Annotated in this window: 11 protein-coding genes; 9 read left to right on the forward strand and 2 right to left on the reverse strand. The window is 61.5% G+C overall.

Translation table 11 applies throughout. The features are described from left to right. The first annotated feature begins 112 nt into the window (after positions 1-112). A complete protein-coding gene (locus tag GGD53_RS08925; protein ID WP_184455098.1) occupies positions 113-847 on the forward strand; it encodes a CbtA family protein in 735 nt (244 codons plus the stop codon). A gap of 53 nt (positions 848-900) precedes the next feature. Continuing rightward, complete coding sequence (locus GGD53_RS08930; protein ID WP_246717720.1) at positions 901-1470, forward strand: hypothetical protein; 570 nt, start codon at positions 901-903, stop codon at positions 1468-1470. Here the strand turns inward: GGD53_RS08930 and GGD53_RS08935 are convergent. Beyond that, complete coding sequence (locus GGD53_RS08935; RefSeq protein WP_184455100.1) at positions 1455-2117, reverse strand: sulfite oxidase-like oxidoreductase; 663 nt, start codon at positions 2115-2117, stop codon at positions 1455-1457. The two genes, GGD53_RS08930 and GGD53_RS08935, sit on opposite strands and share 16 nt — an antisense overlap. 109 nt (positions 2118-2226) lie before the next feature. On the opposite strand from GGD53_RS08935, the gene GGD53_RS08940 reads away from it, so the two are divergent. From GGD53_RS08940 to GGD53_RS08965, 6 genes are all read left to right on the forward strand, one after another. Beyond that, the gene (locus GGD53_RS08940) at positions 2227-4101 is read left to right on the forward strand and encodes a sensor histidine kinase (protein ID WP_281413900.1); all 1875 of its coding nucleotides are present in this window, start codon (positions 2227-2229) and stop codon (positions 4099-4101) included. Further along, positions 4098-5432 carry a sigma-54-dependent transcriptional regulator gene (locus GGD53_RS08945; protein ID WP_184455101.1) on the forward strand — a complete coding sequence of 445 codons (1335 nt, stop codon included), beginning with the start codon at positions 4098-4100 and terminating at the stop codon, positions 5430-5432. Before GGD53_RS08940 ends, GGD53_RS08945 begins: the two co-directional genes overlap by 4 nt. Before the next feature lie 252 nt (positions 5433-5684). After that, complete coding sequence (locus tag GGD53_RS08950; protein WP_184455102.1) at positions 5685-6668, forward strand: tripartite tricarboxylate transporter substrate-binding protein; 984 nt, start codon at positions 5685-5687, stop codon at positions 6666-6668. A gap of 194 nt (positions 6669-6862) precedes the next feature. Continuing rightward, entirely contained in the window at positions 6863-7324 is a 462-nt protein-coding gene (locus tag GGD53_RS08955) for a tripartite tricarboxylate transporter TctB family protein (protein ID WP_184455103.1), read from the forward strand. 9 nt (positions 7325-7333) lie between these two features. Next, positions 7334-8839, forward strand: a complete 1506-nt coding sequence (locus GGD53_RS08960; protein ID WP_184455104.1) for a tripartite tricarboxylate transporter permease — start codon at positions 7334-7336, stop codon at positions 8837-8839. 199 nt (positions 8840-9038) lie between these two features. After that, entirely contained in the window at positions 9039-10208 is a 1170-nt protein-coding gene (locus GGD53_RS08965; protein WP_184455105.1) for a M20 aminoacylase family protein, read from the forward strand. 84 nt (positions 10209-10292) lie between these two features. On the opposite strand, the gene GGD53_RS08970 is transcribed toward GGD53_RS08965, so the two are convergent. Beyond that, positions 10293-12065, reverse strand: a complete 1773-nt coding sequence (locus GGD53_RS08970; protein WP_184455106.1) for an SLC13 family permease — start codon at positions 12063-12065, stop codon at positions 10293-10295. Positions 12066-12545: 480 nt separating this feature from the next. Between GGD53_RS08970 and GGD53_RS08975 the strand changes: the two genes are divergently transcribed. After that, complete coding sequence (locus GGD53_RS08975; RefSeq protein ID WP_184455107.1) at positions 12546-14087, forward strand: UbiA family prenyltransferase; 1542 nt, start codon at positions 12546-12548, stop codon at positions 14085-14087. The last annotated feature ends 4 nt before the right edge of the window (positions 14088-14091 follow it).

Here is a 14091-nt window from a genome sequence, read left to right on the forward strand (position 1 = left end):
CGCATCGCGATCTTTCAGATTCGCTTCTCACGCTTTAGGTCGTCGTTTACGCATGTCGTTATCGCAAAACTGCTGCACACTTTTGTGCGACATGCTTAGTGGGAATATTGAGATGGTTGGAAAGCTTCTGCTTCGCGGCATGCTCGCGGGCCTGATTGCTGGCATCCTCGTTTTCGCTTTCGCCCATATCTTCGGCGAGCCGCTGGTCGATGCGGCAATCGCCTTCGAGGAGGCGAGCGCCCAGGCGGCGGGCGATGCTGCCGAACCTGAAATCGTCAGCCGGGCCACGCAGGCTGGTCTCGGCCTTTTCACCGGCGTCATGGGCTACAGTATCGCCGTCGGCGGGCTTTTTTCGCTCGCCTTCGCCTTCGTACACGGCCGCTTCAGCAGCCTATCGGCGCGCGGCACTTCGGCCGTCATCGCCATTGCCGCCTTCGTGGCGGTCGTGCTCGTTCCCGGCATCAAATATCCGGCCAACCCGCCGGCTGTCGGCAATCCCGATACGATCGGCGTCAGGACCGAACTGTTCTTCCTGATGATCGTCGTTTCGCTCGCTTCGCTGGTTGCCGCGATCGCACTGTCGCGCCGCCTTAGCGAGCGCTTCGGTCTCTGGAACGGCGCGATCATCGCCGGCATCGCCTATCTCGTCTTCATCGGCTTCGTGCTTTATCTGCTGCCGCCTATCAACGAGGTGCCCGAGAACTTCTCGGCGATGGTGCTCTGGCGTTTCCGCACCACCTCCCTCGGCATGCACGCGATCCTTTGGGCAGCGCTCGGTCTGGTTTTCGGAGCGCTGGCCGAAAGGCGTCTTGCCGCCAAGAGTGGACTGCGGCCGGCGTTCCGGTGATGCGGCATATCGGCAGGTTTGCTTTTCTCGGTCTCATTGCGACCCTGTTGCCAATGTTTATCGGAAATGTCCTCGCCCATGGGAGCAGCTCTGGCGGCTCCCATGCCGGGCTCGATATTCCGGCAATTTCCCACGGCGAGATGGCGGTCATTTCGGAGTATCGCAGCAGCATCAGCATGCTGGCGTCACGGGCGGCCGATACGAACGAACCGTTCCGGCGTGTCCTGAACTATGCCGAAATCCAGTATTCCTATTGCCTCTGGGGTCGGATGCCCGGCAGCGTGACGGACGAGGAGAGCCCGTTCAACGAATGCGCCCATGCCTATCTCGCGGCGACGAAAGCCGTGCTGCTGGCGATGCGTGAGATGCCGCGGGAGGCAACCGCGGCGGGCGAAATCATCTCGGCCATCGACGCCGAGATGGCGGGTCGCGGGCTTGCCTTCATTACCTGCCAGTTCAGCGGCGAGGCATTCAATACCGCCAATATCGTCAAGCCGAGCTGGAGCAAGGTGCCGCTTCATCCTGCCAGCATGGCGTCCCTGACGGGGTTGGCCGCCATGTTGGGGCTTGCCATCCTGACGCTTCGCCGTTTCCTGCGGCCGAAGGCTCAGTCGTCGGAATAGCGCTGCTCGCGCCACGGATCGCCATACATGTGGTATCCGTTCTTTTCCCAGAAGCCGGCCTCGTCGGCGGCGAGCAACTCGATGCGGCGCAGCCATTTGGCGCTTTTCCAGAAATAAAGATGCGGCACGACGAGGCGCATTGGGCCGCCGTGCTCCGGTGTCAGCGGCAGGCCTTCCCAGGAGGTCGCCAGGATCGCATCCTCGGCGGCGAAATCGGCGAGCGGCAGATTGGTGGTGTAGCCGTCATAGCTCGTCAGCATCACGTAGGCTGCTTCCGGTTTCGGCATGGCGCGATCGAGCAGATCCCGCGTCGAAACGCCTTTCCAGTTGTTGTCATAACGCGACCAGGTGGTGACGCAGTGGATGTCGCTCACCCCAGTGCTCTGCTCCATCGCCTGGAAATCGGCCCAGGTGAGGGTGAGAGGCGTTTCGACCAAACCAGGCACTTCAAGCCGCCAGCTCTCGGTTGAAATGACCGGCTGCTGGCCGAGATCGAGCACCGGCCAATTCTTGACGAGGTGCTGGCCGGGCGGCAGGCGCTCGGTCTCGGGCCTGCTGATGCGCCCGGTCAGGAACTTGCCCTCTGACGCCCAGCGGCGCTTGGAGCTGGTGAGCTTGCTGTCGGCGGGCGTTTGGTCGTCGCTCATGAATGGGTTTCCTTGCGGTGCAGCAATAGGACATCCGTCCCTGCCGAGTGTCAAGTTCCGGTGAGCCCTTGGAAATCCTCGCTTGCCTCATTAAACTGAGCCGTCGGGCATGCCTTGCTGGGGAGTGAAGGCAGAAAGGGAGGAGCCGGATCTGTCTTCGAGATATCGTGCCATCGCGGCGCTGCTGGTGGTGCCGTTTGTCATCTTCGCCTTCTTCACCTATGGAAGCGCGATTGCGACGCGCGCCTATATGCAGGAGGCTTCCGCTCAGGCGGGAACGGCGCTGCGCCTTGCCGTCTCGGCGCTCAGCGGCCACCTCAACCGCTACGAGGCGCTGCCGGCGCTGATCGCCGATCACGACGATATCAAGGAACTGGTGAGCGCGCCCAACGATATGGCGCTGCGTGATGCGGCCAATCTCTATCTCAAGGAGATCAACGGGCTTTTAAAATCCTCCGACATCTATGTGGTGAAGCCGGACGGGGAGACGATCGCGGCGAGCAATTACGATGGACCGGGTAGCTTCGTCGGCCAGAATTTCAATTACCGGCCCTATTTCCAGGAGGCGATCGAAGGCCGGCAGGCCCGGTTTTACGCACTTGGCACCACATCGCTAAAGCGAGGATATTATTTTTCGGCTCCGATCAGGGTCGGTGCGGACATTCGCGGCGTCATCGTCTTCAAGGTCGATATCGACATGATCGAATCCTCCTGGAGCGGTGGCGAATACAAGATCTTCGTCTCCGATCCCGAGGGCATCATCTTCATGTCCGGCAGCCCGGAATGGCTCTATGGCGCGATCCTGCCGCTGACCGCCGATCGTATTGCCCGCACCGAGGCGTCGCGGCGATACGCCAATGCGAAGCTGACGGCGCTGCCGGTGACGCGCCATCGCTTCGAGCCGCATGATCTGATGACGCTTGCGAGTGATCGGGGCGCAAGCGAGTATCTGGTGCTGTCGCATTACATGCCGGCCGAGGACTGGACGGTGAATGTGCTGATGGAGACAAGCTCCATCCGCGCTCAGGCGCGCACCGCGCTTGTCGCCGTCTTTCTCATCCTTTGCATCGCCGGCCTTGCTGTCGCGGTCATTCGCCAGCGGCGGGCGCGACTTGCCGAGCGCATGCAGATGCAGGCCGAAGCGCGGGGTGAGCTCGAGCGGCGGGTGGAGGAGCGCACGGCGGATCTTGCCCGCGTCAACAGCCGCATCGAGGAGGAGATCGCCGAGCGCCGGCTGACCGAGCAGCAGCTTCGCCAGACCCAGGCCGATCTCATTCAGGCGGGCAAGCTTGCGGGGCTCGGGCAGATGTCGGCTGCCCTTTCCCATGAATTCAATCAGCCGCTCGCCGCCGCCAAGACCTATACGGACAGCGCTTCCGTGCTGATCGATCGAGGCCGGACGGAGGAGGCGCGTGACAATATAATGCGGATCGGCGGGCTGATCGACCGCATGGCCTCGATCAGCCGGCATCTGCGCAACTTCGCCCGCAAACCGAACGAGAAGCTCGGGCCGGTTTCGCTCGACGAGGCGATGCGCGACACGCTGGAAATCATTGCCTGGCGGCTGAAGGCGGCGGACGCCGAGCTCCGGCTCGATCTCGGAACGCGGCCGCCGGTGGTGCGCGCCGGCTCGGTGCGGCTGCAACAGGTGCTGGTGAATGTGATCTCCAATGCCGCCGATGCGGTGGAAGGGCTGGATGACAGGCGCATCGAGGTCTCCGCCTTCGAGGAGGCCGGCAAGGTGGTGCTGACGGTGCGCGATCACGGACCCGGCGTGCCGGCGGCAATCGCCGAGCGCATCTTCGACCCCTTCTTCACGACCAAGGGTGTGGGCAAGGGGCTCGGCTTGGGGCTTTCGATCTCCTACAACATCGTCAAGGATTTCGGCGGCAGCCTGACTGCCGCCAATCATCCTGAAGGGGGCGCTGTGTTCCGCATCGAGTTGCAATCGGCGGCAGGGTCGATGCCGGAGGCGGCGGAATGAATGATGCGAAAATCCTGCTCGTCGACGACGAGGAAGAATTGCGCCGTTCGACGGCACAGGCGCTGGAGCTCTCCGGATTCAGCGTCGAGACCTTTTCGAACGGCGATCATGTGCTGGAACTGATCGGCTACAGTTTTCCCGGCGTCGTCGTCAGCGATATCCGTATGCCCGGCCTGGACGGCATGACCTTGATGCAGAGGATCCGCGAGATCGATCCGGAGGTGCCGGTCATTCTCGTCACCGGCCACGGCGACGTGCAACTTGCGGTGAAGGCGATGCGCGAAGGCGCCTATGATTTCATCGAAAAACCGTTCACGCCTGAAATGCTCGCGGGCGTCATTCGCCGGGCGATGGAGCGGCGCAGCCTGGTGCTCGAAAACCGGATTCTGAAGGCCGTCGCCGGAAAGCGCGACGATCTCGAGGCGCGGCTGCCGGGGCGCACCCAGGTGATGGTGGATCTGCGCTATCGGATCCGCGCGATCGGCGGCAGCGATGCGGATACGCTCATCGTCGGTGATACCGGGGCGGGCAAGGAGGTCGTGGCCCGCGCACTTCATGATATCAGCGCTCGGGCGAGCCGGCCGTTCATTGCTATCAATTGCGCCGCCCTGCCGGCAAATCTGATCGAGAGCGAGCTCTTCGGCCATGAGGCCGGCGCCTTTCCCGGCGCCGTCAGGCCGCGTTACGGAAAATTCGAACACGGGCGCGGCGGCACCATCCTGCTCGACGAGATCGGTTCCATGCCCTTCGACCTGCAGGCGAAGTTCCTGCGGGTGCTGCAGGAGCGGGTGATCTCCAGGCTCGGATCGAACGAGATCGTGCCGCTCGACGTGCGGTTCATCGCGACGAGCAAGGTCGATCTGGAGGCGGAGGTCGCGGGCGGCCGCTTCCGCGCCGATCTTCTTTACCGGCTGAACGTCGCGACGCTGCACGTGCCGTCACTGTCGCAGCGGCGGGCAGACATTCCGCTGCTCTTCCTGCAGTTGGTGCGGGAAGCGGCCGCCCGCTACGGCCGAGACGAGGTGGCCGTGCCGCCGGAGGTGATCTCCGACATCGCCCAGCGCGACTGGCCGGGCAACGTGCGTGAGTTGAGGAATGCCGCCGACCGGCTGGTCCTTGGGCTCGACAATGGCGGACGGCAGACCGAGGAGGCAACCGGACTTGCGGAGCGGGTCGCCGAATTCGAGCGAGGGATTATCGCCAGCGCGCTGGTGGCGCATGGCGGCAGCCTTAGGCCGGTTTATGAATCCCTCGGCATCTCCCGCAAGACCCTTTACGAAAAGATGCAAAAATATGGCCTCGACAAGCGGATGCTGACCACCGAAAGCTGACTTCGGGTTCCCGGTGCATTCTCCGAGGGTAATGGTGCTGCAGCCCTGGAACGTCGCGCGATGGGTGGAAATCCACCCATCGCCTATGCCGTTTGTTTCCAAATCGACCCATGCTGCATTGCACTGCCGCAGAATCGTCTTGCGGACGCGACGGTAGTGATTGCGGCTCGATTTCTCCCGTCGGCAAATAGGCAATCCGAACCGGCGCGGAGGATGTGTCGGCGGGCTTGTTGTTTCATCAGGGAGGAAATGATGAAAATCCTGAAGGCCATGCTCGGCCTGACCGCGGCTGCCGCGGTCTCTCTTCTCGCCGGCGTCGCTTCGGCGCAAACCTATCCCGAGCGCACCATCACCATGGTCGTTCCCTTTGCGGCGGGCGGCCCGACCGATACCGTCGCGCGCCTGGTGGCTGAATCCATGTCGAAGGATCTCGGTCAGCAGATCGTCGTCGAAAATGTCGGCGGTGCCGGCGGCACGCTCGGCGCCGGCCGCGTGGCGAACGCTGACCCCGATGGCTACACCATTCTTTTGCACCATATCGGCATGGCGACCAGCGCCACGCTCTATCGCAAGCTCGCCTACGACACGCTCGGCGCCTTCGAGTATGTCGGCCTCGTCACCGAGGTGCCGATGACGATCGTCGCGCGCAAGGATTTCGAGCCGACCGATCTCAAGGGACTGATCGATTACGTCAAAGCCAACAAGGATAAGGTGACGGTCGCCAATGCCGGCATCGGTGCGGCTTCGCATCTCTGCGGCATGATGTTCATGAGCGCCATCCAGACGCCGCTCACGACCGTTCCCTATAAAGGAACCGGCCCGGCGATGACGGATCTGCTCGGCGGCCAGGTTGATATCATGTGCGACCAGACCACCAACACGACGAAGCAGATCAAGGGCGGCACGATCAAGGCTTACGCGGTGACCTCACCGAAGCGCCTCGACGTGCTGAAGGACGTACCGACGGCTGTCGAAGCCGGTCTGCCGGGCTTCGAAGTCGGCATCTGGCATGGAATCTACACGCCGAAGGGTACGCCGACCGCGATCAACGAGCGCCTGTCGAAGTCGCTGCAGCTGGCACTGAAGGATCCGAATGTCGGCGCCCGCTTCGCCGAACTCGGCACGGCGCCGTCTTCCGATGCAGATGCGACGCCTGCTGCTTTGAAAGCCAAGCTCGAAAGCGAGATCGCCCGCTGGAAGCCGGTGATCGAGGCTGCCGGGGAATATGCGGACTAGTGAGGGATGTGCCAGGAATAGCCCTCACTCTGACCCTCTCCCAGCAAACGGGGAGAGGGGACCTGCCCTGAGCAATCGCGGAAAAGGCGAGAGGCTTGCGGCTTCTCCCCGCAAGCGGGGAGAAGGTGCCGGCAGGCGGATGAGGGGCAATCGCTGCAGCGTCACGTGAACCATCTCCAACTCCAGGAGACACCATGAAATCCATCAGTTTCGATAGTACCAATGCGATCTGCGGCGCGCTTTTCATCGCGACCGGCGCTTTCTTTGCCTATCAGTCGGTCGGGCTCGACCTCGGCACGGCATTGCGCATGGGTCCCGGCTATTTCCCGTTCATTCTTGCGTGCGCGCTGATACTTCTCGGCGCGATCATCTTCATTCAGGCGCTGCGTGTGGAGGGGGAGCCGGTCGATCCCTTCGCCTGGCGCGGCATGCTCTTCATTCTGCCGGCTCCCGTCTTCTTCGGATTGACGGTGCGCGGGCTTGGATTTGCGCCGGCGCTGTTCTTCACAGCCTTCATCGCGTGCTTTGCGTCGCGCAAGATGAACCTGGTGTTCGCGGTCATCCTGTCGCTGCTGCTGACGATCTTTTCGGTCGCCGTCTTCAGCTATGGGCTCGGACTGCCGTTCGAGCGGTTCGGCCCCTGGGTCCGGTTCTAGGAGGCGACGATGGATCTTTTCAGCAATCTCGCGCTCGGCTTTGCCACGGCGGCAACGCTCGACAATCTTCTCTTCTGCCTGATCGGCGTGCTGCTCGGCACGCTGATCGGCGTGCTGCCCGGCATCGGCGCCACGGCGACGATCGCCATGCTTTTGCCGATCACCTTCCAGCTTGAGCCGGTCTCCTCACTCATCATGCTCGCCGGCATCTATTACGGCGCGCAATATGGCGGCTCGACAACGGCGATCCTCATCAACATGCCGGGCGAATCCTCGTCTGCCGTCACCGCGATCGACGGCTATCAGATGGCGCGGAAGGGCAGGGCGGGGCCGGCGCTGGCGATCGCGGCCCTCGGCTCGTTCTTCGCCGGAACGGTCTCGACCTTTCTCGTTGCGGTCTTCGCGCCGCCGCTGACCGACATCGCACTGCAATTCGGGTCGGCTGAATATTTCTCGTTGATGATCGTCGGCCTCGTTTCCTCGATCGCGCTGGCGCATGGCTCAGTTGTCAAGGCCTTGGCGATGGTGGCGCTCGGACTGCTGCTCGGCCTCGTCGGCACCGATATCTATACCGGCACGCCGCGTTTCACGCTCGGCATCCGTGAATATGCCGACGGGCTGAATTTCGTGGCGCTCGCCGTCGGCGTCTTCGGTGTCGCTGAAATCCTGCGCAATCTCGAGGGAGAGTCGACACGCACGGTGCTGATGGCCAAGGTATCGGGTCTCTTGCCTTCGCGCCAGGAATTCAAGGAGATGATCGCGCCCATCATCCGCGGCACCGCGATCGGTTCGGCGCTCGGCATCCTGCCGGGTGGCGGGGCGATCCTCGCCTCCTTCGCCTCCTACACGGTGGAAAAGCGCTTGTCGAAGACGCCGAAGGAATTCGGCCAGGGCGCGGTCGCCGGCGTCGCAGGGCCGGAATCGGCCAACAATGCCGGCGCGCAGACCTCATTCATTCCGCTGCTGACGCTCGGTATTCCGGCTAATCCCGTCATGGCGCTGATGATCGGAGCGATGATCATCCAGGGCATCGTGCCGGGCCCGAACGTCGCCACCGAGCAGCCGGCGCTGTTCTGGGGCATCATCGCCTCGATGTGGATCGGCAATCTGATGCTCGTCATCCTTAACCTGCCGCTGATCGGGCTCTGGGTGAAGCTTTTGACGGTGCCTTATTACGTACTCTTCCCCATCATCATGGCCTTCTGCTCGATCGGGGTCTACAGCGTCAATTCCAACGTCTACGACCTCTATGCCGTCGCCTTCTTCGGCCTCATCGGGTATGTGCTGGCCAAGCTCCGCTGCGAGCCGGCGCCGCTGCTGCTCGGCTTCGTGCTCGGGCCGTTGCTGGAAGAGAATCTCAGACGCGCCATGATCCTGTCGCGCGGTGACCCCAGCACCTTCATCACGCGGCCGATCAGCGCCACGCTTCTGGCAATCGCGGTCGCCGTACTGATCGTCGTCTTCCTGCCGAGCGTCAGGAAGAAGCGCGAGGAGGTGTTCGTCGAAGAAGCATAGAGCATGATGCCGAAAAGTGTCAGCGGTTTTCGGACGAGATCATGCTCTAAGTCTTTAATTGAGAACAGGATTCAATTTTAGGCCTGGCCTAAAATCATCCTGTTCAGGGGTTGAATTCGCGAGTTGTTTGATGAACAACGAATGATCTGACGCGGGCGCCGTTCGGGCGCCCGTTTCACATGGAGGGATATCCAGGCCCATGAGCATTCCTGCCCGGATCAAGGACGATCTGCCGTTCCTCACCGCCTTGCGCCGCGATCTGCACGCCCATCCGGAACTCGGTTTCGAGGAGGAGCGCACCGCCGGTATCGCCGCAAAGCTTCTCGATGAGGCCGGCATCGCCGTGCATCGCGGGCTTGCCGGCACCGGCGTGGTCGGCACGCTGCAAGTCGGCAATGGCACGCGCAGGATCGGGTTGAGAGCCGATATGGATGCGCTCGCCATGCCTGAGATCGCGGAGCGGCCCTATAAATCGACCGTACCAGGAAAGATGCATGCCTGCGGCCATGACGGGCATGCGGCAATGCTGCTTGGCGCTGCACGGCATCTGGCGGCGACGCGGAATTTTTCCGGCACCGTGCATTTCATCTTCCAGCCGGCCGAAGAGGGGCGCGGCGGGGCGAAGCGCATGGTCGAGGAGGGGCTCTTCCGGCTTTTCCCCTGCGATGCCGTCTATGGCCTGCACAATATGCCGGGGCTTGCGGTCGACGAGATCGCCGTGGTCGAGGGACCGCAGCTCGCCTCCTCCGACAGCTGGCGCATCACCTTTCGCGGCGTCGGCACGCACGGCGCCAAGCCGCATCTCGGCCGCGATCCGATCACGGCAGCCGGTACTTTCCTGTCATCGCTGCAGACGATCGTTGGCCGCGTTGTCGACCCGCTGCAGCCGGCGGTCGTCAGCGCCTGCTTCCTGCAGGCGGGCGATGCCAAGGCGTTGAACGTCATTCCCGATATTGTGGAGATCGGCGGAACGGCACGGGCCTATTCGCCTGAGGTGCGCGACCAGCTGGAAACCGAAATCGGTCGGCTGGCGAGTGGGACGGCTGCGATGTACGGCGTATCAGCCGATTATCGTTTTGAGCGGCGGATACCACCTGTCGTCAATGATGCGGATGCGACATCACGGGCGCTTGCCGCCGCCGGCACCGTCTTTGGTGAAAAAGTGCGGAGGAGTTTTCCGCCATCGACAGCCGGAGATGACTTTGCCTTCTTCGCGCAGCACGCGCCGGGCTGTTATGTCTGGCTGGGCAACGGGCCGGCGGTCGATGGGGCGCTGCATCACAACACGGCTTATGATTTCAACGATGAGGCGCTTGGATACGGGGCGGCTTACTGGGTGGCGTTGGTGGAGGGGGAGTTGAAGGTTTAAGCGATGTCCATTGCTCCGTTTTCGCTGTTTTGCGGCGCTGTGGCAGTCACGCACGACTTTTCGGAAGTGAGACGTCGTTCCACGCTAGTTGACCGGCCAGACAAATAGCAGCGCCGGCACGCTAACGAGAATGATCAACGCCGACAGCGGCAAGCCGAGACGCGGATAATCGGAAAACTTGTAACCGCCGGGACCGAAGACGAGCGTGTTGCATTGATGGCCGACAGGCGTGAGGAAGTCGCAACCCGCGCCAATGGCTACCGCCATCAGGAAGGCTTCCGGTCTGAAGCCTAGACCCGTTGCAAAGCTGGCGGCGATCGGCGCCATGACAAGGACCGTCGCGGCGTTGTTGAGGAAGGGCGTAACGGCCATGGCGGTCACCAAGATCAGGCCGAGCGCACCCCATGCCGGCAGATTCATCGCCGCCCCACTCAGCCAGCCGGCAATCAAATCGCTGCCGCCGGAGGTGCGCAAGGAGTCCGAGACGGGAATAAGGGCCGCGAGCATCACGAGGATCGGTCCATCAACCGATTTATAGACATCGGTAAGTGGAACAGCTCGAAAAACGACCATGCCCAGGGCGGCTGCGAAGAAGGCCATCGGAACCGGCGCGAGGCCGACCGCGGTCGTTGCCATCGCGAGCGCCAGGATAAGAAGCGGAATGAAGGCGCGGCGGCGGGTGCCGAGCAGCACCTCTCGCTGAGCGAGTGGCAGCAGGCCGAAATCCTGCAGAAGGGCAGTTAGGCTTCCCCGGTTGCCTTGCAGAAGGAGCACATCACCGGTGCTGATGGTCAAGCTTCCCAGCCGTTCCTTGAGGCGTTCACCGCGCCGGCTGATCGCCAAAAGGTTGACGCCGCGCGTGTAGGAAAGCGCCAATTCTTTGGCGGAAAGACCAGCAAGGGAGGATCCCTGACTAACGATTGCCTCAAGCGAAATGATGTCCGTCTCCGGGTGGCCGCCTTCTGCCAGAGGTTTGCCGGAAAGCTTCAACTTCCCCTGGGACACAATCCGGTCCATCGCTGCCGAAGGACCTTCCAGCAGGACAATGTCGTCAGAGCGGAGCGTGAGATCGGGGAACGGAGCCATTCGGGTACCGCCACGCAGCACGGCGGTGGCTATGACCTCACCATCACCGAGCTTCAGGAGATCACTCAATGCATGCTCAAGCAGCATTGACTGGGCCGTGATCGCGACTTCGCTCGTGTAATTCTTAATTTCGATCGCATCCTCGATCGAGCTGTTCTGCTTGGTGCGGCTCGGTACCAACCAGTGGAAGAACAAGAGAAAGGTGATGCCGACAACCGTGAGAACACCGCCCATCGGCGTGAAGTCGAACATGGTGAAGGAGGCTCCCGTCATCTCCTCCCGCAGCCGCGACACGACGATATTGGGTGAGGTGCCGATCTGCGTCATCAATCCGCCAAGCAAAGCAGCAAACGACATCGGCATCAGGTATTTCGAGGGAGAGGCACCGGATTTTTTCGCGAACTTGAAGGCGACCGGCATCATGATGGCAAGCGCGCCGATATTTTTGATGAAAGCAGAAAGCATCGCCACCGCAATCATCAAGAACGCCAGCTGCGTGTAAAGCGTGTTCAGATTCGGGAAGAATCTCTTGATGGCCGAATCCACAATGCCTGACCGCGCTACGCCTGCGCTGACGACCAGCGCGCTGCCAACGATGATGACGATGTCATCCGAAAACCCCGAAAATGCTTTCTCCGGTGGCACGATGCCGGTCGCGACCGACAATACAAGGGCACAACACGCGACAACATCGTAGCGGAAGCGATCCCATATAAAGATTGCCATCATGAGAGCGATAACAGAAAATGAGATTATCTGTTGTGTTGTCATGCGGACCTGGGAAAAAGGCTGGGATGTCGCCGACAACCGAGCGGAAGAGGATATTCAGAAACGCTGTAATGTTGCGCAAGTTCCTCGGCACCACACTCCCGGCGCTTTGAACTCCCGAATCCAACGTCTTGCGGGAGCGCACGATACACCTGCTTGATCAAGGCGCACCACCGCCGCCTCTGAGGTCTCCCCAGATGACGGCTGAAAATGTCGTCCTTCAACCGGCGCCGAAGACACACTGCCACTATCGACCGAGCCAGCGATTGCGCGAAAAATATGTGGGACGCAACAACGACAGCCGATATCATGGTCGGTTGACGGAACAATTTTTCCGGGAAAACTCTGGCTCATGGCCGAAAAAACTCAACCTGCGATAAGGTTCTCCCAGTCGGACGCACCTCACCCTTTTTGATGATGGAACCAAACTGCTTAGCCGTGGTTCGGCGGGCTTTCACGGTATCAAAGCATAAGGGAAATCCTTTGAACGAGCTGCATCATGAATTCCAGCTGCGAAGAGATTTTCTGCCAAGAGCCGAGGAGGACGAGTGGCCTGAAGCTGAGCCCGCTGCATCGCCGGTGGGCCGCCCACCGAACCTCCAAAGACCGCTGCTGCCCCGCCCTTTAGTGGTCGATCTCGACGGCACCCTCGTTCGATCGGACCTGCTGATCGAGACGGTCTTTTCTGAACTTAGCCGCCGGCCGCATTCGATCGTCGACTTCATCAGGTCGCTGTCCGCCGGAAAGGCGTGTCTGAAGCACCGACTTTCTCAACCAGCGGATTTCGATCCGGCTATCCTTCCTTATGACGCGGAAGTGCTGAAGGTCATCAACGTCGCACAGGAGGAGGGGCGTTCGGTCTATCTCGCTTCTGCAACCCACGAACGGCTGGTTTGCGCGGTTGCCGACCACCTCGGCTTCTTTACCGGCTGGTTTGCAACGAATGAGACAATGAACTGTGCCGCCGAGATGAAGGCGGCAAAGCTCGTCGCCGCGTTCGGGGAGGGTGGCTTCGACTATATCGGCAATGATCTGGCCGACCTGCCAGTCTGGCGCCACGCCGCAAAGTCCTATGCCATAAGGACATCGGCGGCAGTTGCGCGGGAGCTTGCGCGCCAATGCGACGACGTCGAGCATCTTAGCCACGACAAACCGACATGGCGGACTTGGGCGCGTTCGCTGCGAGTGCATCAATACGTCAAGAATGGGTTGGTCTTTGTCCCGCTACTGACAAATCAACTCTTTGACCTCCATAGCCTTGTGAATGCGGGCCTCGCTTTGGTGGCTTTTTCGCTTTGTGCCTCGGGCGTTTATCTCCTGAACGACCTGGTCGATCTGCAGGACGACCGCCGCCATAAAACCAAATGCCGCAGACCCCTTGCCTGTGGCGAGATCCCGCTGTCGCACGCTCTGCTGGCAATCCCGATCATGCTTTTTCTGTCGCTTGCGGTGGCCGCCATGGTGTCACCCGTCTTCGTGCTCGTACTCGCGGGATACTTTGCCCTGACCACGGCCTACTCTTTCTTCCTCAAGCGAAAGATGATCCTGGACGTGGTGGCGCTCGCCTCTCTTTACACCACACGGGTAATCGGCGGCGCTGCCGCTGTCTCCGTGTGGCCATCGCCCTGGCTGCTTGCCTTCATGATGAGCTGGTTCCTCTCGCTCGCTTTGGTGAAGCGATACACCGAGCTCATTTCGCGCCGCGCCGCGCACCTGCCGGACTCCAAGAGCCGCGACTACAGGAAGGCGGATATTGGTATGGTGGGCGCCCTGGCTGCTGGAGCGGGGATGAACGCGCTGACGCTATTTGCCCTCTATGCCGCGAGCGACAGTGCCCAAGACATCTACACCAGGCCAGCCATGCTGTGGTTGGCCGGACCAATCCTTGCCTGCTGGATTGCCCGTATCCTTATGCTCGCCCACCGAGGGCAGATGCATGACGATCCAGTCGTCTTCGCGATCAAGGACAAGGTCAGCCTCGTCACGCTCGGCGTTGCCGGCGTACTTGTCATTGCAGCAATGTGAGGTG

It is taken from the genome of Rhizobium aethiopicum, from assembly GCF_014197535.1.
Lineage (GTDB): Bacteria > Pseudomonadota > Alphaproteobacteria > Rhizobiales > Rhizobiaceae > Rhizobium > Rhizobium aethiopicum_A.